Source organism: Bradyrhizobium uaiense, assembly GCF_010811875.1.
Taxonomy (GTDB): Bacteria; Pseudomonadota; Alphaproteobacteria; order Rhizobiales; family Xanthobacteraceae; genus Bradyrhizobium; species Bradyrhizobium uaiense.
In genome coordinates this window covers 1-22,116 of record NZ_VKHP01000161.1, presented here as the reverse complement: position 1 = coordinate 22,116, position 22,116 = coordinate 1, and the positions used below count along the sequence as shown (strand labels likewise).

Genomic DNA, 22,116 nt, shown 5'->3' with positions numbered 1-22,116 from the left:
GCCGCGGTTGACCTGCGTAACGCTGGAGGCGGCTTCCTGGGTGCCTTGGGCGACATTCTGCACGCTGCGTGCAATCTCCTGCGTGGCCGCGCTCTGCTGCTCGACCGAGCTTGCAATGTTGGTCGCGATCCCTGAGATCTGCCCGATCGTGCAGCCGATCTCCTTGATCGCGGCAACCGATTCCTGCGTCGCGGCCTGCATGCCCGAAATGTGGGTGGAGATCTCGTCGGTGGCTCGCGCGGTCTGGCTCGCCAGCGACTTCACCTCGGAGGCAACCACCGCGAAGCCGCGGCCCGCGTCGCCCGCACGTGCAGCCTCGATGGTGGCGTTCAGCGCCAACAGATTGGTCTGCTCGGCGATCGCCGTGATCAGCTTGACCACATCGCCGATTTCCTGCGCGGCACGCGAGAGCTTGCCAATCCGCGCATCGGTCTGCTCGGCTTGACGCACGGCGGAATCGGCGATCTGACTGGATTCCTTGGCGCGGCGGCCGATCTCGTCGACCGACGCCGACAGCTCCTCGGTCGCGGAGGCCACCGACTGCATGTTGCTGGAGGCCTCCTCGGAGGCGCCGGCGACCTGGCTCGACAGGTTCTGCGTGGTCTCCGCGGTCCGGGTCAGCGTCCCCGCCGCCGATTCGAGCTGCACGGCGGAGGCCGACACGTTGGAGACGATCGAGCCGACAGCGGATTCGAATTCGTCGGCAAAACGAATGAGCTCCGCGCGCCGCGCGGTCGCGCTCGCCTTGTTCTGCGCTTCCTGGGTCGCGGCGTCGCGCTCGGCCTTAGCGATCGCCTGGACCTTGAACTCCTCGACGGCGCCGGCCATCTCGCCGAGCTCGTCGCGGCGACCGAGGCCGGGCAGCACGACATCGAAATTGCCCGCGGCGAGTTCGCGCATCGCCGCACACATCGCCGCGATCGGCCGCGAAATGCCCTTGCCGAGCAGGAACGCCCAAACCAGCCCGAGCACGAAGCTGCCGGCGGCGAGCATCAGGATCAGCTGCTCGGTCTCGCCGATCATGGAGTGCGATTCGTTCTCGAGCCGCTTCTGGTCGGCGAGCAGATCGGACTTCATCGCCGCCGCGCCCTGGCTGATGGCGGCCGCGGATTCGGTCATCTCGACGGTCAGTTCGTCGATCGACTTGGCATTCGCGATCAGCTTGGCGAGCGCCTCGCGATACTCTTCGAGCAGCGCGGTGATGTCCTTCACGCTCTGGGTAATCCGCTCGTCCTTGGACGTGATGCCTTTCACCAGATTGTCGGCGAATTTCAGCCGGGCGAGCGCACTGGAGGCGACGGTCTTGTCACCGTTGACGACGAAGCCGTTGACCGCCCCGGTGATCGACAGCAGCTGGTCGGCCACCTTCTTGGCGCCGAACTGGATCGTCTGCAGCTCGGAATCATCGGCGTTGCTCGGGAGATCGTCGAGCTTGTAGCGCATCGCGGTCGCGCTGCGGGTGAGCTTGTTCTGCGCGATCTGCGCGCTGTCGTCCTTGATGCGGACGATCTCGGCAAAGATCTTGGTGAAGGCGCGGAATTCGCGCTCCAGCTTGGTGACCTGCTCGAGCCGGGCCGGATTGGTGGTGCCCTTCATCGACGCCACGATGGCGTCCTTCAGGCTGGCCTCGGCGGCGAGCGCGGCCTTGGCGTCGTCCTCCTTGCCGGTCGCGACGTAGTAGCGCGCCAGCGAACGGTAGGAGATCATTTCGCGGTCGATGTTGCGGGCGAGATCGGCTTCCGCGACGCTCTGGCGGTAGGAGCCGACACCGGCGGAGACCCGCTCGAAGCCCATATAGGCAAAGCCCATGGTGGCCGCCGACAGCGCCAGCGTGACGGCAAAGCCGAGCATGATCTTGGCTTGAAATCTGAGGGTTGGGAACCTGATCGAGAGCGATCGCTTCAGTCCCGGCATTCCAACCCCCGTCTTCATTCTGAAAACCACGCGGGGTCCGGCAGCAACCCGCCCCAGCCCCGGAGGGCAAAACTAAGGCAGAATCAATAAGGCCCGGTAAATGGGCAGCGGTCATTCGGTTCGGCGCGGTACTACCTTGGTCGGGCCAGGGGGGTGGGCAAGGTGATTGACGCGCGGGGCCGGCCCGATACTTTAGAACCGATCAAACCTGTCCCTGCCCGGGCCGGGAGAACACATCGGGAGGTGTCCCATGTCATCGCGTCGACCGGCGCCGTTGGCGCTCGCGGCGAGCGTAGCTGCCGGCGACGTCGCACGGCCAATGACATTCCCCCTCACGACCTAGAATATAAAGACGGACTGGCCGCGAACCATCGCGGCATGGCCCGGACGCCCTTACGACCCGCGCGAGCCCAGCCGGCCGCGCCAAGAAAAGCAAAAAATTCTGGTCAGGGAGAACGCCTTTGGCGAACGAGAACGGCAGCGCCACCGACAGCATTGTCGTGGTGCAGGCAAAGACCGACGGACCGCGGGAGGCGGCGGACGAGATCGCGCGCCAATTGGCGGCGGCTGATCTCGCCATGCTCGTGGTTTTCGTGTCGCCGTTCTATGATCCGAAGCAATTCATTGCCGAGCTGTCGCGGCAGCTGCCCGACGTTCCGATCTTCGGCTGCACCACGGCCGGCGAATTGTCGCCTGGCGGCTGGGACGAGGACAGTGTCGTCGCGATGGGCTTCAACGGGGCCGATTTCGTCATTGCGGCGCGGCCGCTGTTCGATCTCGCGACATTCCGGGTCGATCATGGCCGCTCGATCTGTACCGAATTGCAGAACGAGTTCGCGCTGCGCACCGAACATTGCGATCATACCGACGATTCCTTCGGGCTGCTCTTCATCGACGGCATGTGCCAGCGTGAGGAAACGATCATGTCGGCGATCTACGCTTCGCTCGGCGACATCCCGGTGGTCGGCGGCTCCGCCGGCGACGGCCTGCGCTTCGAGAAGTCCTGGGTCTTCCATGGCGGCGAGGCCTTCACCGACGCCGCCGTCCTGATCCTGATCCGGACCCGGCTGCCGTTCCGCCTGTTCAAGTGCGACCATTTCGAGCCGACCTCGACCAAGATGGTGGTGACCGAGGCTGATATCGAGCATCGCATCGTCAAGGAATTGAACGCCGAGCCGGCCGCACTGGAATATTCCCGTGCCGTCGGCCTCAGCGACAGCAAGCTCGAATTGTTCTCCTTCGCCGCGCATCCGGTCCTGGTCCGCGTCGGCGGCGCCTATTACGCGCGGTCGATCCAGCGCACCAACCCCGACGGATCGCTGCAATTCTTCTGCGCGATCGATGAGGGAATGGTGCTGACGGTGGCGCGCGAGCGCGACCCGATCGACGTGACGAGCCGCATGCTCAAGGAGCTGACCGAGGATCTCGGCGAGGTCTCGATGTTCATCGGCTTCGAATGCGTGCTGCGCCGGCTCGATGTCGAGCAGCGCCAGCTGTCGCGGGAGATGTCGGAGCTCTATCGCAGCAACAAAGTGATTGGCTTTCAGACCTATGGCGAGCAGTATCGCTCCATGCATGTCAACCAGACGCTGACCGGCATCGCCATCGGCAAGCGGGCACTCGCGCCGCAATGACCGACACCAAAACCACGCGCATTGCGGCCCTCGAACGCGAAGCCGAGAAGCTGCGCAAAATCAACGCCGCGCTGATGTCGCGCGTCGAACGTTCGACCGACCAGCAACTCAACGCCTTCTCGCTGTTCGAGACCGCCATTGCACTGGATCAGCAGGTCCGCGACCGCACCCAGCAGCTCAAGCAGGCGCTGCAATCGCTGGAGAAGACCAACGGACGCCTGCTGCAGGCCAAGCAGCAGGCCGAGGCGGCAAGCTCGCTGAAATCATCGGTGCTGGTTTCGGTGACGCACGACCTGCTGCAGCCGCTGAATGCGGCGCGGCTGACGCTGTCCGCACTGACCGAAATGGCGACCGAGCCAAAGAGCGTCGCGCTGACCGACCAGGTCGACCGTTCGCTGGCGACACTCGAAGACATGTTGCGGACGCTGCTCGACATCTCGAAGCTCGATGCGGGTGTGCTGCGGCCCGAATTCGGCCCGGTCGCGATCGCCTCGCTGTTCGAGGCGCTGGAGCAGGAATTTGTCGCGACCGCGGCCAAGCGCAACCTCGGCTTCCGGATCATGCCGTCGTCTGCCGTGGTCCGCTCCGATCCGCTGATGCTGCGCCGGATCCTGCAGAACCTCGTCGCCAATGCGCTGCGCTACACCCAGCGCGGCACCGTGCTGATGGGATGCCGCCTCAAGGGCGACGACATCTGTATCGAGGTGCACGACACCGGGCCGGGCATTCCGGAAGCCCAGCGCGAAGCCATCTTCGTCGAGTTTCAACGCGGCGAGACCAGCGCCGGCGACAAGGCGGGCATCGGGCTCGGCCTGTCGATCGTGCGCCGGTTTGCCGACCTGCTCGGCCACAACATCAGGCTGAATTCGCGTGCCGGAAAAGGCTCGGTGTTCTCGGTCACGGTGCCCCGCACGCTCGATCCGGTTGCGATCCCGGTGCGCGAACAGGCCAGCGTCGACTATCGCTATGGCGGCATGGAAGGCGCCAAGATCCTGCTGATCGAGAACGACCTGTCGAGCGCCGAGGGTCTCGCCCATCTGCTGGAGAAATGGGGTTGCGACGTCGCGGTGACGATCTCCAAGACCGAGGCGCTCGAACGCATCCACGCGCTCGACGGCATTCCCGACGCCATCATCGCCGACCTGCACCTCGACAATGGCGAGACCGGAATCCAGGCCGTCGATGTGATCCGCGGCGAAATCAACGCCAAGGTTCCGGCGATCATCGTGACCGCCGACTACTCGGCCAAGGCCGCCTCCGACGTTTCGGCCTTCGGCCATGAACTTCTGAAGAAACCGATCAAGCCGGCCGAGATGCGCTCGCTGCTGTCGTTCCTGCTGGCGGCGGAGCAGTCGGGGGCGCGATTATGAATCAGCGTTGTGCGGCGAGGCCGTCACCGGCGCATGGTCGTGCTTGCCGAAATCGAGCTTCGACAGCGCGATGATCGCCTCGGTCCGGCTGCGCACGCCGAGCTTCCGCAGTATCTCGGAGACGTGCACCTTCACGGTGGTGACCGAGATATCGAGCTGATAGGCGATGTGCTTGTTCTGCAAACCACGGCAGATCATGTCGAGCACGCGAAGCTGCTGCGCGGTGAACTGACTGAGCTGCTGCACCAGCTCCTTGGTCTCGGCCTGGCCCTTCCGCGCCGCGGCCGTGTCGCGGAATCGCGTCGGCAGGCACACCGCGCCTTCGAGGATGCCGCGCAGCAGGCGCGCCAGCTCGACCTTCGGCGTCGATTTGGGGATGAAGCCGGAAATGCCGAGCGAGATCGCGCCGCCGATGATCCGGGAATCGTCATGCGCCGATACGATCACCAGCGCACTGCGCGGTGCGGCGGCGCGCACCCGGTAGGCACCGAGCAAGCCCGTGGTCCCCGGCATCGACAGATCGAGCAGGATCAAATCAAGCCCGTCGCGCGCGGCGATCACATCCAGCGCGCCGTCGATCGAGGTTGCCTGCAGCACCTCGGCATCGGGAAACTCGGCCCCGATGACGCCGATCAGGGCGGCACGGAACAGCGGGTGATCCTCGACGATCAGCAGTCGAGGCGCACCCGCCTGATCGAGCGGCGGCTCATCCGCCAGGGGCGCGGTCGTGGTCAATGCTGCGCCGTCCTCCCTGGGATCGCTGATGACAGCCATGATGTGCACGACGTTATCTCAAAGCCGACCGGGAGCCTATAGGTAGCACCCCGGATGCATTCGCCTTGCAACGCAGCAAAGCTAGGGCGCCTTCTCTGCCTTCGAGCCCGAGCTGGCTTCAAGGACCGGGAGCGGGATCTTGCCGAGCTCGATGATCGCCTTGTTGCGGCTGAACAGCTTCAGCTTGCGCAGGATCTCGGTGACATGCGCCTTGACAGTGGATTCCGCGAGCTTGAGCTCGGCGGCGATCTCGCGGTTCTGCAGCCCGCGGATGATCAAGTGAAGCACGCGAATTTGCTGCGGCGTCAGCTTCTGAATCCGCTCGCGCAGCGTCCGCGCGGTCTCGGAATGATCCAGCGCGCCGACCGCGACGAAATCCCGCGGCGCCGAAACCGATCCGCTCAGCACCCGCGCGATCGCCTGCGACAGCTCGCCGAGCGAGGTCGATTTCGGCAGATAACCGACCGCGCCCATTTCCAGCGCCTCGCGGATGGTGTGCTTGTCTTCTTCACTGGAGACGATGGCGATCGGTAGCCGCGGATAGCGGTCCCTGATCTTCTGGAAGCCGGAGAAGCCGACCACGTCGGGCAGCAGCAGATCGAGCAGCGCCAGGTCGATATTCGGCTCGCTGGCAAGGATGCCAAGCGCCCCCTTGATCGAGGTGGCCTCATAGATCCGGGCATCAGGATGCGAGATGCGGATGGCGTTGCCAAGCGCCTCCCCGAACAGGGGGTGATCGTCGATGATCAGGAACCCCATCATGAGGACCCTCGCACTGCTCTTTGCTGGTAGCGGCAGCTAGTTCGACCCGCCGGTATCCTGCACACTCTGCAGATAGGCATATACGTTTCTGAGCTCGTCGTCGCTGAAGACATCCTTCCAGGCCGGCATGCCTTTGGCCGGCCGCCCGTCATGGACCGTCTTCCAGAATGTCGATTCCATGTCGTCAGCATAGCGCTTCTTGAGCAGCCGGAGGTCGATCTTTCGCTCGGCCTGCACCGCGTCCGGACCGTGGCAATGGGCGCAGGTGCCGTTGAACACCTCGCGACCCGCGTTGGCGTCCCCGGCAGCCGCGGCGGTCTGCACCGGCTTCTCGGCCGCCGTCGCCTGCCCGACCGTGACCGGCTCGCTCGCCCCGACGGACGACGTCGTCGCCGGGACCATTTGGCCGAACTTCACCGGAGCGCCGTTCGGCACGCCATATTTGGCAAACAGGGCCGAAATCTCCGGCTGCAGCGACGGCAGCACGCCGTCGACCTCATCGCGCAGCGCGCCGGACGGCTTGGCGAAGCCGATCGCGGTGGCCCAGAGCAGGCCGTCGCCCTCGGTCGACACGATCTGGTACTTGTCGCCGTAGCTGGTCTTGTTGAGCCAACCCGCCACCGGCGCCCAGATGAACGCGATATCGACTTTGCCCTGTTCGAGGGCCGTCATGCCCTCCTCCGGGCTGAGCACGGTGACCTTCTGGATATCGTCGCGCATCGCCAGCAGGTTCTGCGGCGTCGATTGATATTGCACCGCAACCCGCAATCCCCTGAGGTCGTCGACGCCGGCAAGCTTGCGATCTTTGGCGCCGACCAGCGCGTAGCCTTCATGAGCGATCGGCTTCGAGAAGATCACCGCCGGCCCCATGAAATCCTCGATCAAGGGCAGGCCGACCATGGCGTCGCACTGCTTGCTGAGCAGCGTCTCCCGCACGGTGCGTTTGCCGAAATAGGACTTGTACCAATTATAGCTCACCGTGCGGCCGAGCTTTTGCGCCACCGCCTGGCCGATCTCGAGATAGAGGCCGGGCTTACCCGGTTCGTCGCTCGAGAACGGCAGGTTGGTCGGATCGGCGCAGAGCCGCAGCGGCGGCTTGGCCTCCTCCGCGCCGGCCGGGAAGGCCGGCGCGAGCAGTGTGGCGGAGAGCAGCACGGTCCGGATCGCCTTTCCCAACTGTACGCTACGCGTTGAGCTCGGCACTTCATTCCACTTGATGCGGGACACGGACAATGCTGCCTCCTCGTGACGGTGGTTACTGCAGGGCGAACACGAACAGCGAGCCGCCTTCCGGCGCCGCGGCGACCATCTTCTTGCCGATGTCACCGAGGAAGGCCGGCAGCGCCGCGGTGCGTCCGACCACGATCGCGACATACTGCTTGCCGTCGACCGAATAGGTCACCGGACCGGCGCCGATACCGCTGCCGAGGTTCTTGCTCCACAACACCTTGCCGTTCTTGGCATCGATGGCGCGGAAGTCGCCGTGCAGATTGCCTGAAAACACCAGATTTCCGCCGGTCGTCAGCGTGCCGCCGTTGAAGGGCAGATCTTCCTTGATGCTCCATACCTTCTTGTTGGCCACGGGATCCCAGGCCACGAGCTCGCCGAGGAAGCCGCCGGGACCCGGCTTGGTGGGGAATTCGGCGCCGAGATAGAACACGCCGCGCTTGTAGTTCACGTCACTGACCGACCAATCCATGCAGACATTGTTGCTCGGGATGTAGACGAGGCCGGTCTGCGGGTTGAACGACATCGGCTGCCAGTTCTTGCCGCCGATCAGGTTCGGGCAGATGTCCTTGGCGGGGTGGCCGGGGCCCGGACGCTTGTCCGGATCCTCTTCCGCCCGCATCGTGTTGATGTCCCACTTCTTGGCCCAGTTGGCGAAGACGTACTTCTCGGCCGAGATCACCTTGCCGGTTTCGCGGTTGGCCACGAAGAAGAAGCCGTTGCGGTCCGCCTTCATCAGAACGGGTGTTTCGGCGCCCTTGATCTTCAGGTCGGCGAGCAGCAGCTCGTTGACGCCGTCATAGTCCCAGGCGTCGGCCGGCGTGCCCTGGATGTGCCACTTGATCTTGCCGGTGTTGGGATCGATCGCCAGCGTCGAGGCCGTGTAGAGGTTGGTCAGCTTGCCGAAATTGCCGTCGCCGGTGGAGCGCACGCCGGTATTCCACGGTCCCGGATTGCTGGTACCCCAGTAGACCGTGTCGGATTTGGCGTCGTAGGAGCCGACCAGCCAGGCGGCGCCGCCGCCATGCAGCCCGGTGTCGCCCTTCCAGGTGTCGCTGCCGGGTTCACCCGGCGCCGGCACCGTGAAGGTCTGCCAGAGCAGCTTGCCGTCCTTGAGGTTGAAGGCCTGCAGCGAGCCGCGGACGCCGTATTCGCCGCCGCCAAAGCCGGTGATGACCTTGTCGCGGACGATGAGCGGCGGCGAGGTGATGACCGAGCCCTGCTTGTAGTCGACGACGGTCGAGGTCCAGAGCTCCTTGCCGGTCTCGGCATCGAGCGCGGTCAGCTTGCCGTCGAGCCGGCCGACGAAGATCTTGCCGTCGGCATAGGACACGCCGCGGTTATTGACGTCGCAGCAGGCATATTGAAGCACGTCATCCGGAATGTCGGGCTGCCAGGTCCATTTGCGTGCGCCGGTCGCGGCGTCGATCGCATAGACGTATTTCGGCCCCCACGAGGTCGACACGTACAGGTTCTTGCCGATCACGACCGGCGACGATTCGTTGGAGCGCAACGACGCAAGCGACAGCGAGTAGACGAGCTGAAGCTTGCCCGCATTCTCGGAATTGATCTGCTTCAAGGGGCTGAAGCGCGTATTGCCGTAATCGTGGCCGGCGATCGCCCATCCGTTCGGATCGGACGCCGCCTTCACGACGGAATCATTCGCTCTCGACGCACCAATGCCTGCCATGACCATGGCGACCAGCGACACGCCGGCAAAGAAAATCCCGCTCCTCAGCTTCATAGGCTTCCTCCAATATGGTTTCGTTGCCGCGATGGATGCATCGCGGGCGCGGATCGCTACCGAATTTCATGAACCAGCGATCTTCCGTCGCTGCATCGGCGATGAAAATGACAGCAACGCCTTTGCGTCGTTATAGGCGGAAGGTAGTAGCAATCGCGGCGGCGATTTCGGCGTGCCGCAAGCAGCATCGATCGGCCGAGAATCGCTTGCGCCGCAGCGCATTTTCGTCACGCCGGAGCACGCCGGCAGACGCTTGCAAATTGCCCATTGAACGGCTGCCTGCTAGGATCGCAGGTACAGCCCGGAGCCTTCCTGACAGGGCCGTAACTACGACTTTGATCGCGGTTACGTCCCCTATGAAGCGTGGTCTACTGGGCCCATAACGAAGCTATTGGGAGAAACGCGTGTCTACAGTCAAACTGACGGTAAACGGCAAGGCGGTCTCGGTCGACGTTGAGGACCGAACCCTCCTCGTGCACCTGTTGCGCGAAAACCTGAACCTCACCGGCACCCATGTCGGCTGCGATACCAGCCAGTGCGGCGCCTGCGTCGTCCATGTCGATGGACGGGCGGTCAAATCCTGCACCATGCTGGCCGGCCAGGCCGCTGGCTCCAACGTCACCACGATCGAGGGCCTCGCCAAGGGCGACGAGCTGCACCCGATGCAGGCGGCGTTCCGCGACAATCACGGCCTGCAGTGCGGCTATTGCACCCCCGGCATGATCATGTCCGCGGTCGATATCGTGCACCGCCATCATTCTCAAGGATCTGGCGGCAAGCTCGACGAGGAAACGGTTCGTCACGAGCTCGAAGGCAACATCTGCCGCTGCACCGGCTACCACAACATCGTCAAGGCGGTGCTCGACGCTGCCGGCCGCATGAAGGTCGCGCAGGCCGCCGAATAGCAGCTGGCGCAACGCATACGATCAAGCTCATCACCGCCGATCTCGATGGAAACGGCGGCAAATCGAATCTCCGGTCGGGAGGACTAGACCATGGGTGTTGAAGGAATTGGCGCACGCGTCGTGCGCAAGGAAGATCGCCGGTTCATCACCGGACAAGGACGTTACGTCGACGACGTTAAAATGGTCGGCATGAGCTACGCTCACTTCATCCGCAGCCCGCACGCACATGCCAAGGTCAAAGGCATCAACTCCACCGAGGCCATGAAGATGCCCGGTGTGATCGCGGTGCTGACCGGACAGCAGATCGTCGACGACAAGGTCGGCAATCTGATCTGCGGCTGGGCCATCACCTCGAAGGACGGTTCGCCGATGAAAATGGGCGCGTGGCCGGCGATGGCGCCGGAGACCGTGCGCTTCGTCGGACAGGCCGTCGCAGTCGTGATCGCGGAGACCAAGAACCAGGCCAAGGACGCGGCCGAAGCCGTCGTCGTCGACTACGAAGAGCTCCCCGCAGTGGCCGACGTCAGGGCAGCGATCAAGTCGGGCGCGCCGCAGCTGCATCCCGAAGCCCCCGGCAACATCGTCTATGATTGGCACATCGGCGACGAAGCCGCAGTCGGCGACGCCTTCAGCAAGGCGGCGAATGTGGTGACGCTCGAACTCACCAACAACCGCCTGGTGCCGAATGCGATGGAGCCGCGCGCAGCGGTCGCGCATTACGACCAGGCCGAAGAGCACTACACGCTCTACACGACGTCGCAGAACCCGCATGTCGCCCGCCTCGTGCTGTCGGCGTTCTACAACATCGCGCCCGAGCACAAGCTGCGCGTGATCGCGCCCGATGTCGGCGGCGGCTTCGGCTCCAAGATCTACATCTATCCGGAAGAGATGGTGGCGCTGTGGGCCTCCAAGAAGGTCAATCGTCCGGTGAAGTGGACCGGCGACCGTTCGGAAGCATTCCTCACCGACGCACATGGCCGCGACCATGTCTCGAAGGCGGAGATGGCGTTCGACAAGGACAACAAGATCCTTGGCCTCAGGGTGAAGACCCACGCCAATTTCGGCGCCTATATGTCGCTGTTCTCGTCGGCGGTCCCGACCTATCTCTACGCGACGCTGCTGTCGGGCCAGTACGTGATCCCGGCGATCTATGCCGAGGTGATCGGCGTCTACACCAACACCACGCCGGTCGACGCCTATCGCGGCGCAGGCCGCCCCGAGGCGAGCTATCTGCTCGAGCGGATGATGGAGACGGCGGCGCGGCAGCTGAAGGTCGATCCGACCGAGCTGCGCAAGAAGAACTTCATCAACCAGTTCCCGTATCAGACGCCTGTGATCATGGCGTATGACATCGGCGACTTCCACGCCTCGATCGACGCCGCGATGAAGGCGATCGACTATGCCGGCTTCGCGGCCCGCAAGGCCAAGGCGAAGGCAGACGGCAAGCTGCGCGGCATTGGCGTCTCCTGCTACATCGAGGCCTGCGGCATCGCGCCGTCGAAGGCGGTCGGCAGTCTCGGCGCCGGCGTCGGCCTGTGGGAATCGGCGGAGATCCGCGTCAATCCGGTCGGCACCATCGAGGTGCTCCCCGGCTCGCACAGCCACGGCCAGGGCCACGAGACGACGTTCTGCCAGATCATCGCAGAGCGGCTCGGCGTGCCGATCAGCCAGGTCTCGATCGTCCATGGCGACACCGACAAGGTGCAGTTCGGCATGGGCACTTACGGCTCGCGTTCGATCGCGGTCGGCGGTGCGGCGATCGTGAAGGCGATGGAGAAGGTCGAGGCCAAGGCCAAGAAGATCGCGGCGCATGCGCTCGAGGCATCCGAGAGCGACATCGTGATCGAGAACGGCGAGTTCAAGGTCACCGGCACCGACAAGGCGATCGCGCTGCCGATGGTCGCGCTCGCCGCCTACACCGCACATAATCTGCCCGACGGCATGGAGCCCGGCCTGAAGGAGACGGCGTTCTACGACCCGACCAACTTCACCTTCCCGGCCGGCGCCTACATCTGCGAGCTCGAGGTCGATCCGGGCACCGGCAAGACCTCCTTCGTCAACTTCGTCGCAGCCGACGATTTCGGCCGGCTGATCAACCCGATGATTGTCGAGGGCCAGGTCCATGGCGGCCTCGCGCAAGGCATCGGCCAGGCGCTGCTCGAGGGCGCGGTCTATGACGACACCGGTCAGCTCGTGACCGCGTCGTTCATGGATTACACCATGCCGCGCGCCGACGACCTGCCGTCGTTCCAGCTCTCCCACACCACGACGCTGTGTCCGGGCAACCCGCTCGGCGTCAAGGGCTGCGGCGAGGCCGGCGCAATCGGCGCCTCTGCTGCCGTGATCAACGCGATCACGGACGCCATCGGCAACAACAAGCTGGAAATGCCGGCGACGCCCGATCGCGTCTGGCACGCCATTCACGGTTGAGGGAGGATACGATGTACGAGACCAACTATCACCGCGCATCCTCGATCGACGATGCCGTGGCGCAGTTCGCCAAGGGCACGGACTCCAAGTTCCTGTCCGGCGGCCAGACCCTGCTCCCCGTGATGAAGCAGCGCCTCGCTGCGCCATCCGACGTGATCGACGTCGCCAAGATCAAGGACATGATCGGCATCGACGTGTCTGGCGACACCGTCACCATCAAGGCCGCTACGCCGCATTACGATGTGGCGCAAAGCGATGCGGTCAAGAAGGCGATCCCCGCGCTCGCCAGTCTGGCGTCGGAGATCGGCGATCCCGCCGTGCGCTATCGCGGCACGATCGGTGGTTCACTCGCCAACAACGACCCGGCGGCGGACTATCCGGCGGCGGTGCTGGCGCTTGGCGCGACGATTAAGACCAACAAGCGGTCAATCGCGGCGGAGGACTTCTTCAAGGGCCTGTTCTCGACGGCACTCGAGGATGGCGAGATCATCACCGCGGTGTCGTTCCCCGTTCCGGCCAAGGCGGGCTATGCGAAGTTTCCCAACCCGGCCTCGCGCTTCGCGTTGACCGGCGTGTTCGTCGCCAAGACCAAGGCGGGCGACGTCCGCGTCGCCGCAACCGGCGCATCGCAGAGTGGTGTCATGCGGGTCGGCCCGATCGAGCAGGCGCTGAAGGCGAACTGGGCGGCCTCAGCGCTCGACAGCGTGACGATTGCGGCAAGCGGCCTGCTCGCCGACATCCACGGCTCGGCGGATTACCGCGCGAACCTCGTGAAGGTGATGGGTCAGCGCGCGGTCACCGCCGCCGGCTAGCCTCTATCCTTCCGGAACCTATGCAGACGGCGCGCAGCGATGCGCGCCGTTCGCGTTTTGCTGGCATTCCAGCCGAAAAGGCTTGCCACATCCCTCATTAGGCGAGAGAATTTAGCTAATCAGCTAATTAAAAATACCGTCAGACGGACGGCGCGGGGAGAGGACTTATGACGTTCGGCAGATCAGACGAACACCAATCGCCGTGGCGACCAACTGCCGGCCCGCGCCCCTAAAAGGCAGCGGCGCGACACCTTGCGCGCCAAACCGCCGCTGAAAAGACCCTTCGGTTACTTCCCTACAGCAACAACGGAACAACAACGTGCTCGATAAGCCCGCCTCCCAAACCGCCGCTCGCACCTCGGGCCCACTCACAGGCTTCCGCATCGTCGAATTCGCCGGCATCGGTCCCGGCCCGTTCGCCTGCATGCTGCTCGCCGACATGGGCGCCGAGGTCATCACGCTGGACCGGGTCGGCGCGGGCAAGAATCTGAAGGCGGTCGCAACCCGCGGCCGCAAGGTCATCGAGCTCGACCTCAAGAACAAGGCGGCGATCGCTGAAGTGCTCGAACTGCTCGGCCATGCCGACGCGCTGATCGAGGGCTTTCGCCCCGGCGTGATGGAGCGCCTCGGCCTCGGCCCCGACGTCGTACTCGCGCGCAATCCCAAACTGGTGTTTGGCCGCATGACCGGCTGGGGCCAGCAAGGCCCGCTGGCGAATGCCGCCGGCCACGACATCAACTACATCTCGATCACAGGCGCGCTGGCTGCGATCGGCACCAAGGAGAAGCCGGTGCCGCCGCTCAACCTGGTCGGCGATTTCGGCGGCGGCGCGCTGTATCTCGTGGTCGGCGTGCTTGCAGCTCTGCTGGAAGCGCAGAAGTCCGGCAAGGGCCAGGTGGTCGATACCGCGATGTGCGACGGCGCGGCCTCGCTAATGTCGATGTTCTACGACATGGCCGCACAGGGCCGCTGGAGCGGCGGCCGCGACCAGAATTTCTTGGACGGCGGCGCGCATTTCTACGGCGTCTACGAATGCTCCTGCGGCAATTTCATCTCGATCGGCTCGATCGAGCCGCAGTTCTACGCGCTGCTGCGCAAGCACGCCGACCTGACCGACGCCGACTTCGACGCGCAGATGGACCGCAAGGCCTGGCCGGCGCTGAAGGCGAAGCTGGAAAAGGTGTTCAAGAGCAAGTCGCGCGCGGACTGGTGCACGATCATGGAAGGCACCGACATCTGCTTCGCGCCGATCCTGACCATGGAGGAAGCGCCGAAGCATCCGCACATGGCGGCCCGCCAGGTGTTCGTCGAACGCCACGGCGTCACCCAGCCCGCCCCCGCGCCGCGCTTCTCGCGCACGCCGTCGGCAATCCGCGAGCCGGAGCTGGCTGATATTGGTGATGTGACCAGCGCGTGGAGAACGGGAAAGTAAGTCTCGCTGTCGTCCCGGCGAAAGCCGGGACCCACAACCCCGGAACGTCGTTCTCGCGCACGATCGTTCCGCGGGACTACGAACAAACACACTCGATAGATTCCGCGGTATGGGTCCCGGCTTTCGCCGGGACGACGCCTGTCGGTTTTGCGCTAGCGTGGCTCTACGACACGTTTACGCCGCGTGATCGACCTTCAACACGCCGCGGCGGATCTGGTCTTCCTCGATCGATTCGAACAGCGCCTTGAAGTTGCCTTCGCCGAAGCCGTCGTCGCCCTTGCGCTGGATGAATTCGAAGAAGATCGGCCCGATCGCGTTCGCCGAGAAGATCTGCAGCAGCACCTTGGTCTGGCCGCCCTCGACCACGCCTTCGCCGTCGATCAGGATGCCGTTGCCCTGCAGCCGCGCGACGTCCTCGCCGTGCTTGGGCAGGCGGGCGTCGATCCGCTCGAAATAGGTGTCGGGCGGCGACGGCATAAACGGCAGGCCGTCCGCGCGCAGCGTCTCGACTGTCGCATAGATATCGCGCGCGCCGCAGGCGATGTGCTGGATGCCTTCGCCGTGATAGATGTTGAGATATTCCTCGATCTGCCCGGAATCGCCGGCGTCCTCGTTGATCGGAATCCGGATCTTGCCGTCCGGGCTGGTCAGCGCGCGCGAGAACAGGCCGGATGCGCGGCCCTCGATGTCGAAGAAGCGGATCTGGCGGAAGTTGAACAGTTTTGCATAGAAGCCGGTCCAGACATCCATGCGGCCGCGATGGACGTTGTGGGTGAGGTGATCGATGTAATAGAGGCCGGAGCCTGCGGGGCGCGGGTTGGCGGCACCGAGCCATTCGAACTCGGTATCGTAGGCCGAACCCTTGGCGCCGTAGCGGTCGACGAAATAGAGCAGGCTGCCGCCGATGCCTTTGATCGCGGGCATATCGAGCGTCTTCTGCGCGGACGACGCATCCGCCGGCTCCGCGCCGAGCGTGATCGCGCGCTCATAGGCCTGCTTCGCATCGACCACGCGGAACGCCATCGACGGCGCGCAGGGGCCGTGCGCGGCGACGAAGTCGAAGCCGTGGCTACCAGGCTCCTCATTGACGAGATAGTTGATGTCGCCCTGGCGATAGACCGTGATCGCCTTGGTGCGGTGGCGGGCGACCGCAACGAAGCCCATCAGCTTGAACAGGGCATGCAGTTCCGCCGGATTGGGGTGGGCATATTCGACGAACTCGAAACCGTCGGTGCCCATCGGGTTCTCGGCGCTGATTTCGGCCGGCGGCGCATCGTGCGGAAACGGACCCATGGCGGTAACTCCCTGATTTCTCTGGAGATCAGTTTCCGTCATCTGATGCGCAACGTGCGTGCAAAATGGTCTCTGATTTGCTAGTTTTGCGCATGATCTGTGCATGAAATGGATATCTTGCGCATGCCTGACGTCGACGCCTTCGACCTCAAAATGCTCGCCGCCCTGCAAGACGACGGCCGGCTGACCAACCAGCAGCTGGCCGAGCTCGTCGGGCTGTCGGCCTCGCAATGCTCGCGGCGGCGGATGCGGCTGGAGGAGGAGAAGGTGATCTCGGGCTACCACGCCGACCTCGCCGGCGAAGCGCTCGGCTTCGGCCTGATCGCCTTCATCCACATTACGCTGGCGACCCATTCGCCCGACAACGCCAAGCGGTTCCGCGAACTGGTCAACCGCGTCGACGACATCCAGGAGGCCTATGCACTGACGGGGGATGCCGACTACGTGCTCAAGGTGATGCTACGCGACCTCAAGAGCCTGTCCGACATCGTCAACAATGTGCTGATGCCGCACCAGAGCGTGGCGCATGTGCGCTCCTCGATCGTGCTCGATCGGTTGAAGGAGAGCGCCAAACTGCCGCTGAAATCGCTACAGGCGTGATGGCGCAAATCGAGGGAATTCCGTCATTCGCTTTTGGGGCTTGGCCTGCGATCATTCCTCCAACATCCGGCTAGTGAGACGATCATGGCGCTGCAGCTGCGACCGAACTGCGAATATTGCGACAAGGACCTGCCGCCGAGCGCGCTCGACGCGCGGATCTGCTCCTATGAATGCACGTTCTGTGCGGATTGTGCCGAGACCAAGCTCGGCAATGTCTGCCCGAACTGCGGCGGCGGCTTTGCGCCGCGGCCGATCCGCCCCGCCAAGGCATGGCGGCCGGGCGTCTGCACCGTGAACCAGCCGCCGTCGGACAAGCGGGTGCATCTGAAATACAGCCTCGATGACTGCGCGGCGCATTCGGCGCGGCTGCGCGATATCAGGCCGGAGGAGCGGTGAGACTTGCTCCGCTGCCTGGCTCCTTCCCCCTGAAAGGGGGAAGGTGGGATGGGGGTCAGCCCCGAACACTAGCGTTCGTGGAGAGAGCAGATCCCCAACCGGTTTGCTGCGCAAACCGACCTCCCCTTTTCAAGGGGAGGTGAAACAGCGCGACTTACCGAGAGCTACTCCGCCGCGACGATCGTGCCTTCGACCTCACCGAAGCCGACGCGATAGCCATCGCCCTGGCACCAGCCGCGCATGACGAGCGAGTCGCCGTTCTCGAGGAACGAGCGCGTCACGCCGCTGGCGAGCTCGACCGGCTCGGTGCCGTTCCAGCTGATTTCCAGCAGGCTGCCGCGCTGGTGCTTTTCGGGACCGGAGATCGTGCCGCTGCCCAAGAGATCGCCGACATTCATCGCGCAGCCGGATGATGCGTGATGCACGAGCTGCTGCACCGACGACCAGTACATGTATTTGAAATTGGTGCTGCAGATCGTCTTCGCCTCGTTCATCGCACCGGCGCGCAAGGCGACGTCGAGCTGCATGTCGTAATTGTTCGGCTGGGCCTGCTTGAGATAGGCGAGCGGCTCCGGCTCCTGCTTCGGGCCCTGCATGCGGAACGGCTCCAGCGCCTCGCGGGTCACCACCCACGGCGAGATCGAGGTCGCGAACGCCTTGGCCTGGAACGGCCCGAGCGGCACGTATTCCCATTGCTGGATGTCGCGCGCACTCCAGTCGTTGAGGATGACGAAGCCGAAGATCATCTCCTCGGCCTGCTTCTCGGTGAGCATCTCGCCCATCGCAGACGCCTGTCCAACGACGACCCCCATCTCCAGCTCGAAGTCGAGCCGCTTGCAGGGACCGAAGCTCGGCACGTCAGCGGTCGGCGGCTTCAGCTGGCCGCGGGGCCGCCGCACCTTGGTGCCGCCGACCACGACCGTCGAGGCACGGCCGTTATAGCCGATCGGCATATGCAGCCAGTTCGGCTGCAACGCATTGTCCTTGCCGCGGAACATGACGCCGACATTGGTGGCGTGCTCCTTCGACGAATAGAAATCGGTATAGCCTGAGACCGCGAACGGCATATGCAGCCTGACGTCGGCCATCGGCACCAGTGCCCGCGCGCGCAACTCCTTGTTGTCGCGCAGCTCGGGATGATCGGAGCGCAGCAGCTCGCTGATCCGCGCCCGTGTCGCCGACCACACCTTCGGCCCGAGCGCCATGAAGGCGTTCAGCGACGGCTGCGAGAACACGCCGAGCGGTCCGAGATCGAGCCGCGAGTCCTGCTCGAGCTCCCAGAGGTCAAGCACATAGTTGCCGATCGCAACGCCGACGCGCGGCGCCAGGCCGTCCTTCGACGAGAACACGCCATAGGGCAGATTCTGGATCGGGAAGTCGGACGTCGGCGCGACGTCGATGAAGGAGCGGAGTTTTGGGTCGTTGGGATGGGTCATGGTTTCCTGCCGAAATGATTGACGCACTCTATCTCTCGTCATTCCGGGATGCGCCGTAAGGCGCAGGCCCGGAATCCATCAGGCCACGTGTCGCGCGGAGCAATGGATTCCGGGCTCGCGCTTCGCGCGCCCTCAGATGCGCAATTGCGCATCGGGGAATGACGGCTGGCTACGGCTTGTTCGGGTCGAACTTCTTCTCCAACCCCTTCCAGCAATCGGCGTAATCATCCTGCAGCGTCGACGACGTCGCGGCATGTTGGGTGACGCGTTGCGGGTAGCGGGTCTCGAACATGAAGGCCATCGTGCCGGTCAGCTTCACCGGCTTCAGCTCGCCGTTGCTGGCATGCTCGAAGGCCTCACGATCTGGGCCGTGCGGCAGCATCATATTGTGCAGCGAGATACCGCCGGGCACGAAGCCCTGCGGCTTGGCGTCGTAGATGCCGTAGATCAGGCCCATGAACTCGGACATGATGTTCATGTGGTACCACGGCGGACGGAAAGTGTTGTCGGCCACCATCCAGCGCTCCGGGAAGATCACGAAGTCGATATTCGCGGTGCCTGCGGTCTCCGACGGCGAGGTCAGCACCGTGAAGATCGACGGATCGGGATGGTCGAAGGCGATCGCGCCGACCGGCGAGAAGGTGCGCAGATCGTATTTGTAGGGCGCGTAATTGCCGTGCCAGGCGACCACGTCGATCGGCGAATGCGGCAACGTGGTCTTGAACAGCGAGCCGCCCCATTTGACGTAGAGCTCGGTCGGCGTGTCCTTGTCCTCGTAGCTAGCTACCGGCGTCAGGAAGTCGCGCGAATTGGCCAGGCAATTGGCGCCGATCGGGCCGCGCTCCGGCAGCGTGAAGGCGCCGCCGTAATTCTCGCAGAGATAGCCGCGCGCCGGGCCATTCGGAAGCTCGACGCGGAACTTGACGCCGCGCGGAATCACCACGATCTCGCCCGGCTCGGCATCGATGCGGCCGAACTCGGTGACGAGGCGCAGATTGCCCTGCTGCAGCACGAACATCATCTCGCCATCGGCATTGTAGAAATGCTGATCGACCATCGATTTGGTGATGAGATAGACGTGCGCCGCCATGCCGGCCTGGGTATTGGCATCGCCCGCCGTGGTCATGGTCTGCACGCCCTGCAGGAAAGTCATGTCCTCCATCGGGATCGGCGCGGGGTCCCAGCGCAGCTGCGCGATCGGCATGTCGTATTCGTGGCACGGCGCGGTGCGCCACAGCCCGGCATCGGCCTTGGCGAAGCGGCCGGAATGTCGCACCGACGGGCGGATCCGATAGAGCCAGGAGCGCTCATTGGTGCCGCGCGGCGCCGTGAACGGCGAACCGGACAATTGCTCGGCATAGAGCCCATAGGCGCAACGCTGCGGCGAGTTGCGCCCCATCGGCAGCGCGCCGGGCAGTGCCTCGGTCTCAAAGCTGTTGCCGAAGCCGGACATGTAGCCCGGCGTGACTTGCCCCGAGCCACGAACGATCTGATCAGGCGAGGTATTGATGTTCATCATGATCCTCCTTGCAGGGCGGCCCACATTTCCTGGTCGCGCTTGTCGGTCCAGATCACGGGATCGTCGATCCCGGACGCCTCGTCATAGGCGCGCGAAACGTTGAATGGCAGGCAGTGCTCGTAGATCGCGAACTTCGAGAACTTCGGATCCATCACCTCGCGCGTCGCGGCCATCGATTCCTTCAGACTGCGGCCCTTGGCGACGGAAGACTCCGCCGCACCGTAAAGCGTGGTGACGAAGTCGCGGGTCATCGCGATCGCATCGCGCCCGGTCTCGAGGCCCTTCAGCGCATCGCCGCGGCCCGGCGCGATCGCCTTCGGATTGAAGGCGCGGATCTCGTTCAAGGTCATCGGCCATTCGCGCAGATGCGCATCGCCGCAATAGCAGGCCGAGTGGTACTCGATGAGATCGCCGGAGAACATCACCTCGGCATCCGGCACCCAGGCGACGATATCACCCGAGGTGTGGCCGGCGCCAAGCTGCATCAGCCGCACCTCGCGCTTGCCGAGATAGATCGACATCTCGCCTTCGAAAGTCAGCGTCGGCCAGGTCAGGCCGGGAATGCTCGCGGCATCCTGGAACAGGCGCGGGAAGCGGCCATATTCGGAATCCCAATCCTGCTGGCCGCGCTCCTCGATCAGCCGATAGGTCTCCTGCGAGGCGACGATGCCCTGCGCGTGATAGGCGGAGGCGCCGAGCACGCGCACCGCGTGATAATGCGACAGCACGACATATTTGATCGGCTTGTCGGTGACGGTCTTGACCCGCTCGATCGATTTCATGGCGCCGGTGACGAAGCAGGAAGCGCGGCTGCGCCAGGCGGTGCTGTCGCTCGCCAAGGACACCGAGTTCGGCAAGCGCATGGTCAATGGTGGCCGGTTGTCGGTGCCGTCGGTCTATGACACGCCGCTGTCGAGCGGCGATCGCGACGGCTGGCGCGGCGGCCCGCAGCCGGGCGCCTCGATGCTCGACGCGCCGGTGATGGAGCCGGGCGGCGGTTCCAGCTATCTGACCGAGGTTTTCATCAGGCAGGGAACGCGCTTCACGCTGCTGGAGTTTGGCAATGGTGCTGATGTCGATGTCCCTGACGGCGTCGGCAGCATCCGGGTCGGCGGCAACGGCGGGCTGATCGACGCGCACGGCCTTGCCGGCAAGCGCTACGATGCCGAGCCCGGCACCGCCTATCTGCTGCGGCCGGACGGTTATGTCGCCGCCCGCTTCCGCAACGCCGCCCGGCCGGCGCTCGATGCGGCGCTGGCGCGCGCATCCGGTCTGAACTGAGGAGCGGTCATGGCGCTGTCGACCAGTTCGAACTTCGCAAGGCCCGATGACGCCTTCCGCGCCATCGTCGAGGCGCATCGCGGCCTCACCGAGGCGCAGAGCGCCGATCTCGATGCCGCGCTGGTGTTGGTGCTCGCCAACCACATCGGCGATCTCGACGTGCTGCGCGAAGCGATCGCGCTGGCGAAACGACGGACGCTGGATGCAAGTCAGCAGCAACAGCAGCAACAACAATAGCACGGGCCAGGCCTGGATGAGTTTGTATCAAATCGAACGGCAGCTTCCGCTTCACCTCGCCCCGCCTGCGGGGAGAGGTCGGAACGCATCGTCAGATGCGTTCCGGGTGAGGGGGAGCTTCCGCGGACGTATCTGTCACCGTTTGTGCGGAGACAACCCCTCACCCCAACCCTCTCCCCGTAAGAACGGGGGGGGGAGAGCCTGAACAAAGGGAGGGAATGGAGGGAACAGAGTAGGGCGAGCGACCGGGACAGTGCGAGGAGAAGAGACAGTGGGCCGGGATAGGACCCGACACCACCGATGCTACCGACGCAGGCGGCGACCAGCACCCAGGAGCAAGACCGGAGAGA

General features: G+C 64.4%; 18 protein-coding genes and 2 pseudogenes. 11 read left to right on the top strand and 9 right to left on the bottom strand.

The features are described from left to right. Positions 1-1,914, bottom strand: a 1,914-nt coding sequence (locus FNJ47_RS30730; protein WP_163159700.1) for a methyl-accepting chemotaxis protein, incomplete at its 3' end; no start/stop codon positions are given. A 461-nt stretch (positions 1,915-2,375) separates the two neighbouring features. On the opposite strand from FNJ47_RS30730, the gene FNJ47_RS30725 reads away from it, so the two are divergent. Together FNJ47_RS30725 and FNJ47_RS30720 are read left to right on the top strand one after the other, a co-directional pair. Further along, positions 2,376-3,548: an FIST N-terminal domain-containing protein gene (locus FNJ47_RS30725; protein WP_163159699.1), complete on the top strand. Its 1,173-nt coding sequence runs from the start codon at positions 2,376-2,378 to the stop codon at positions 3,546-3,548. Beyond that, entirely contained in the window at positions 3,545-4,918 is a 1,374-nt protein-coding gene (locus FNJ47_RS30720) for an ATP-binding response regulator (protein WP_163159698.1), read from the top strand. Before FNJ47_RS30725 ends, FNJ47_RS30720 begins: the two co-directional genes overlap by 4 nt. On the opposite strand, the gene FNJ47_RS30715 is transcribed toward FNJ47_RS30720, so the two are convergent. The 4 genes from FNJ47_RS30715 to FNJ47_RS30700 form a co-directional block, all read right to left on the bottom strand. Then, positions 4,913-5,692, bottom strand: coding sequence for a LuxR C-terminal-related transcriptional regulator (locus FNJ47_RS30715; RefSeq protein ID WP_236000184.1), 780 nt, complete (start codon positions 5,690-5,692; stop codon positions 4,913-4,915). The genes FNJ47_RS30720 and FNJ47_RS30715 overlap by 6 nt on opposite strands. A gap of 81 nt (positions 5,693-5,773) precedes the next feature. Continuing rightward, a complete protein-coding gene (locus FNJ47_RS30710; RefSeq protein ID WP_163159697.1) occupies positions 5,774-6,454 on the bottom strand; it encodes a response regulator in 681 nt (226 codons plus the stop codon). A gap of 36 nt (positions 6,455-6,490) precedes the next feature. Beyond that, complete coding sequence (locus tag FNJ47_RS30705) at positions 6,491-7,681, bottom strand: c-type cytochrome (protein ID WP_347341737.1); 1,191 nt, start codon at positions 7,679-7,681, stop codon at positions 6,491-6,493. Between the two features lie 28 nt (positions 7,682-7,709). Next, a complete protein-coding gene (locus FNJ47_RS30700; protein ID WP_175068440.1) occupies positions 7,710-9,377 on the bottom strand; it encodes a PQQ-dependent dehydrogenase, methanol/ethanol family in 1,668 nt (555 codons plus the stop codon). On the opposite strand from FNJ47_RS30700, the gene FNJ47_RS30695 reads away from it, so the two are divergent. The 5 genes from FNJ47_RS30695 (at position 9,361) to FNJ47_RS30675 (ending at position 15,004) form a co-directional block, all read left to right on the top strand. Further along, on the top strand, positions 9,361-9,561 hold the full coding sequence (locus FNJ47_RS30695; protein WP_236000182.1) for a hypothetical protein: 201 nt from the start codon (positions 9,361-9,363) through the stop codon (positions 9,559-9,561). The genes FNJ47_RS30700 and FNJ47_RS30695 overlap by 17 nt on opposite strands. A 268-nt stretch (positions 9,562-9,829) precedes the next feature. Next, on the top strand, positions 9,830-10,330 hold the full coding sequence (locus FNJ47_RS30690) for a 2Fe-2S iron-sulfur cluster-binding protein (protein WP_163159693.1): 501 nt from the start codon (positions 9,830-9,832) through the stop codon (positions 10,328-10,330). Between the two features lie 90 nt (positions 10,331-10,420). After that, the gene (locus FNJ47_RS30685) at positions 10,421-12,760 is read left to right on the top strand and encodes a xanthine dehydrogenase family protein molybdopterin-binding subunit (RefSeq protein WP_163159692.1); all 2,340 of its coding nucleotides are present in this window, start codon (positions 10,421-10,423) and stop codon (positions 12,758-12,760) included. A gap of 11 nt (positions 12,761-12,771) precedes the next feature. Further along, on the top strand, positions 12,772-13,572 hold the full coding sequence (locus FNJ47_RS30680; RefSeq protein WP_163159691.1) for an FAD binding domain-containing protein: 801 nt from the start codon (positions 12,772-12,774) through the stop codon (positions 13,570-13,572). A 319-nt stretch (positions 13,573-13,891) separates the two neighbouring features. After that, the gene (locus FNJ47_RS30675; protein ID WP_163159690.1) at positions 13,892-15,004 is read left to right on the top strand and encodes a CoA transferase; all 1,113 of its coding nucleotides are present in this window, start codon (positions 13,892-13,894) and stop codon (positions 15,002-15,004) included. 174 nt (positions 15,005-15,178) lie between these two features. Here FNJ47_RS30675 and hppD read toward each other — a convergent pair whose 3' ends face one another. Continuing rightward, the gene (gene hppD, locus FNJ47_RS30670) at positions 15,179-16,297 is read right to left on the bottom strand and encodes a 4-hydroxyphenylpyruvate dioxygenase (RefSeq protein WP_163159689.1); all 1,119 of its coding nucleotides are present in this window, start codon (positions 16,295-16,297) and stop codon (positions 15,179-15,181) included. Positions 16,298-16,420: 123 nt separating this feature from the next. On the opposite strand from hppD, the gene FNJ47_RS30665 reads away from it, so the two are divergent. Both FNJ47_RS30665 and FNJ47_RS30660 read left to right on the top strand, forming a co-directional pair. Beyond that, positions 16,421-16,897, top strand: coding sequence for an Lrp/AsnC family transcriptional regulator (locus FNJ47_RS30665; RefSeq protein WP_163159688.1), 477 nt, complete (start codon positions 16,421-16,423; stop codon positions 16,895-16,897). An 84-nt stretch (positions 16,898-16,981) separates the two neighbouring features. Next, a complete protein-coding gene (locus tag FNJ47_RS30660; RefSeq protein ID WP_163159687.1) occupies positions 16,982-17,293 on the top strand; it encodes a DUF1272 domain-containing protein in 312 nt (103 codons plus the stop codon). A 164-nt stretch (positions 17,294-17,457) separates the two neighbouring features. Here the strand turns inward: FNJ47_RS30660 and fahA are convergent, their stop codons facing one another. The 3 genes and pseudogenes from fahA to FNJ47_RS30645 all read right to left on the bottom strand — a co-directional run. After that, entirely contained in the window at positions 17,458-18,729 is a 1,272-nt protein-coding gene (fahA, locus tag FNJ47_RS30655; protein WP_163159686.1) for a fumarylacetoacetase, read from the bottom strand. Between the two features lie 169 nt (positions 18,730-18,898). Further along, the gene (hmgA, locus tag FNJ47_RS30650) at positions 18,899-20,245 is read right to left on the bottom strand and encodes a homogentisate 1,2-dioxygenase (protein WP_163159685.1); all 1,347 of its coding nucleotides are present in this window, start codon (positions 20,243-20,245) and stop codon (positions 18,899-18,901) included. Continuing rightward, positions 20,245-21,033: pseudogene (locus FNJ47_RS30645) on the bottom strand (MBL fold metallo-hydrolase); the annotation flags it as partial. The gene hmgA and the pseudogene FNJ47_RS30645, both read right to left, overlap by 1 nt. Between FNJ47_RS30645 and FNJ47_RS30640 the strand changes: the two are divergent. Together FNJ47_RS30640 and FNJ47_RS30635 are read left to right on the top strand one after the other, a co-directional pair. Beyond that, positions 21,011-21,529, top strand: a pseudogene (locus FNJ47_RS30640) (aromatic-ring hydroxylase C-terminal domain-containing protein); the annotation flags it as partial. The pseudogenes FNJ47_RS30645 and FNJ47_RS30640 overlap by 23 nt on opposite strands. A 9-nt stretch (positions 21,530-21,538) precedes the next feature. Then, positions 21,539-21,766 carry a DUF2783 domain-containing protein gene (locus tag FNJ47_RS30635; protein WP_163159684.1) on the top strand — a complete coding sequence of 76 codons (228 nt, stop codon included), beginning with the start codon at positions 21,539-21,541 and terminating at the stop codon, positions 21,764-21,766. Positions 21,767-22,116 lie beyond the last annotated feature (350 nt).

What these genes read in the sequence shown, in the direction of transcription:
- FNJ47_RS30720 (WP_163159698.1), top strand. Translation starts at nt 3,545, where the DNA reads ATGACCGACACCAAAACCACGCGCATTGCGGCCCTCGAACGCGAAGCC.
- FNJ47_RS30715 (WP_236000184.1), bottom strand. Translation starts at nt 5,692, where the DNA reads ATGGCTGTCATCAGCGATCCCAGGGAGGACGGCGCAGCATTGACCACG.
- FNJ47_RS30710 (WP_163159697.1), bottom strand. Translation starts at nt 6,454, where the DNA reads ATGATGGGGTTCCTGATCATCGACGATCACCCCCTGTTCGGGGAGGCG.
- FNJ47_RS30695 (WP_236000182.1), top strand. Translation starts at nt 9,361, where the DNA reads ATGCCTGCCATGACCATGGCGACCAGCGACACGCCGGCAAAGAAAATC.
- FNJ47_RS30700 (WP_175068440.1), bottom strand. Translation starts at nt 9,377, where the DNA reads ATGGTCATGGCAGGCATTGGTGCGTCGAGAGCGAATGATTCCGTCGTG.
- FNJ47_RS30685 (WP_163159692.1), top strand. Translation starts at nt 10,421, where the DNA reads ATGGGTGTTGAAGGAATTGGCGCACGCGTCGTGCGCAAGGAAGATCGC.
- FNJ47_RS30680 (WP_163159691.1), top strand. Translation starts at nt 12,772, where the DNA reads ATGTACGAGACCAACTATCACCGCGCATCCTCGATCGACGATGCCGTG.
- hppD (WP_163159689.1), bottom strand. Translation starts at nt 16,297, where the DNA reads ATGGGTCCGTTTCCGCACGATGCGCCGCCGGCCGAAATCAGCGCCGAG.
- FNJ47_RS30665 (WP_163159688.1), top strand. Translation starts at nt 16,421, where the DNA reads ATGCCTGACGTCGACGCCTTCGACCTCAAAATGCTCGCCGCCCTGCAA.
- FNJ47_RS30660 (WP_163159687.1), top strand. Translation starts at nt 16,982, where the DNA reads ATGGCGCTGCAGCTGCGACCGAACTGCGAATATTGCGACAAGGACCTG.
- fahA (WP_163159686.1), bottom strand. Translation starts at nt 18,729, where the DNA reads ATGACCCATCCCAACGACCCAAAACTCCGCTCCTTCATCGACGTCGCG.
- hmgA (WP_163159685.1), bottom strand. Translation starts at nt 20,245, where the DNA reads ATGAACATCAATACCTCGCCTGATCAGATCGTTCGTGGCTCGGGGCAA.
- FNJ47_RS30635 (WP_163159684.1), top strand. Translation starts at nt 21,539, where the DNA reads ATGGCGCTGTCGACCAGTTCGAACTTCGCAAGGCCCGATGACGCCTTC.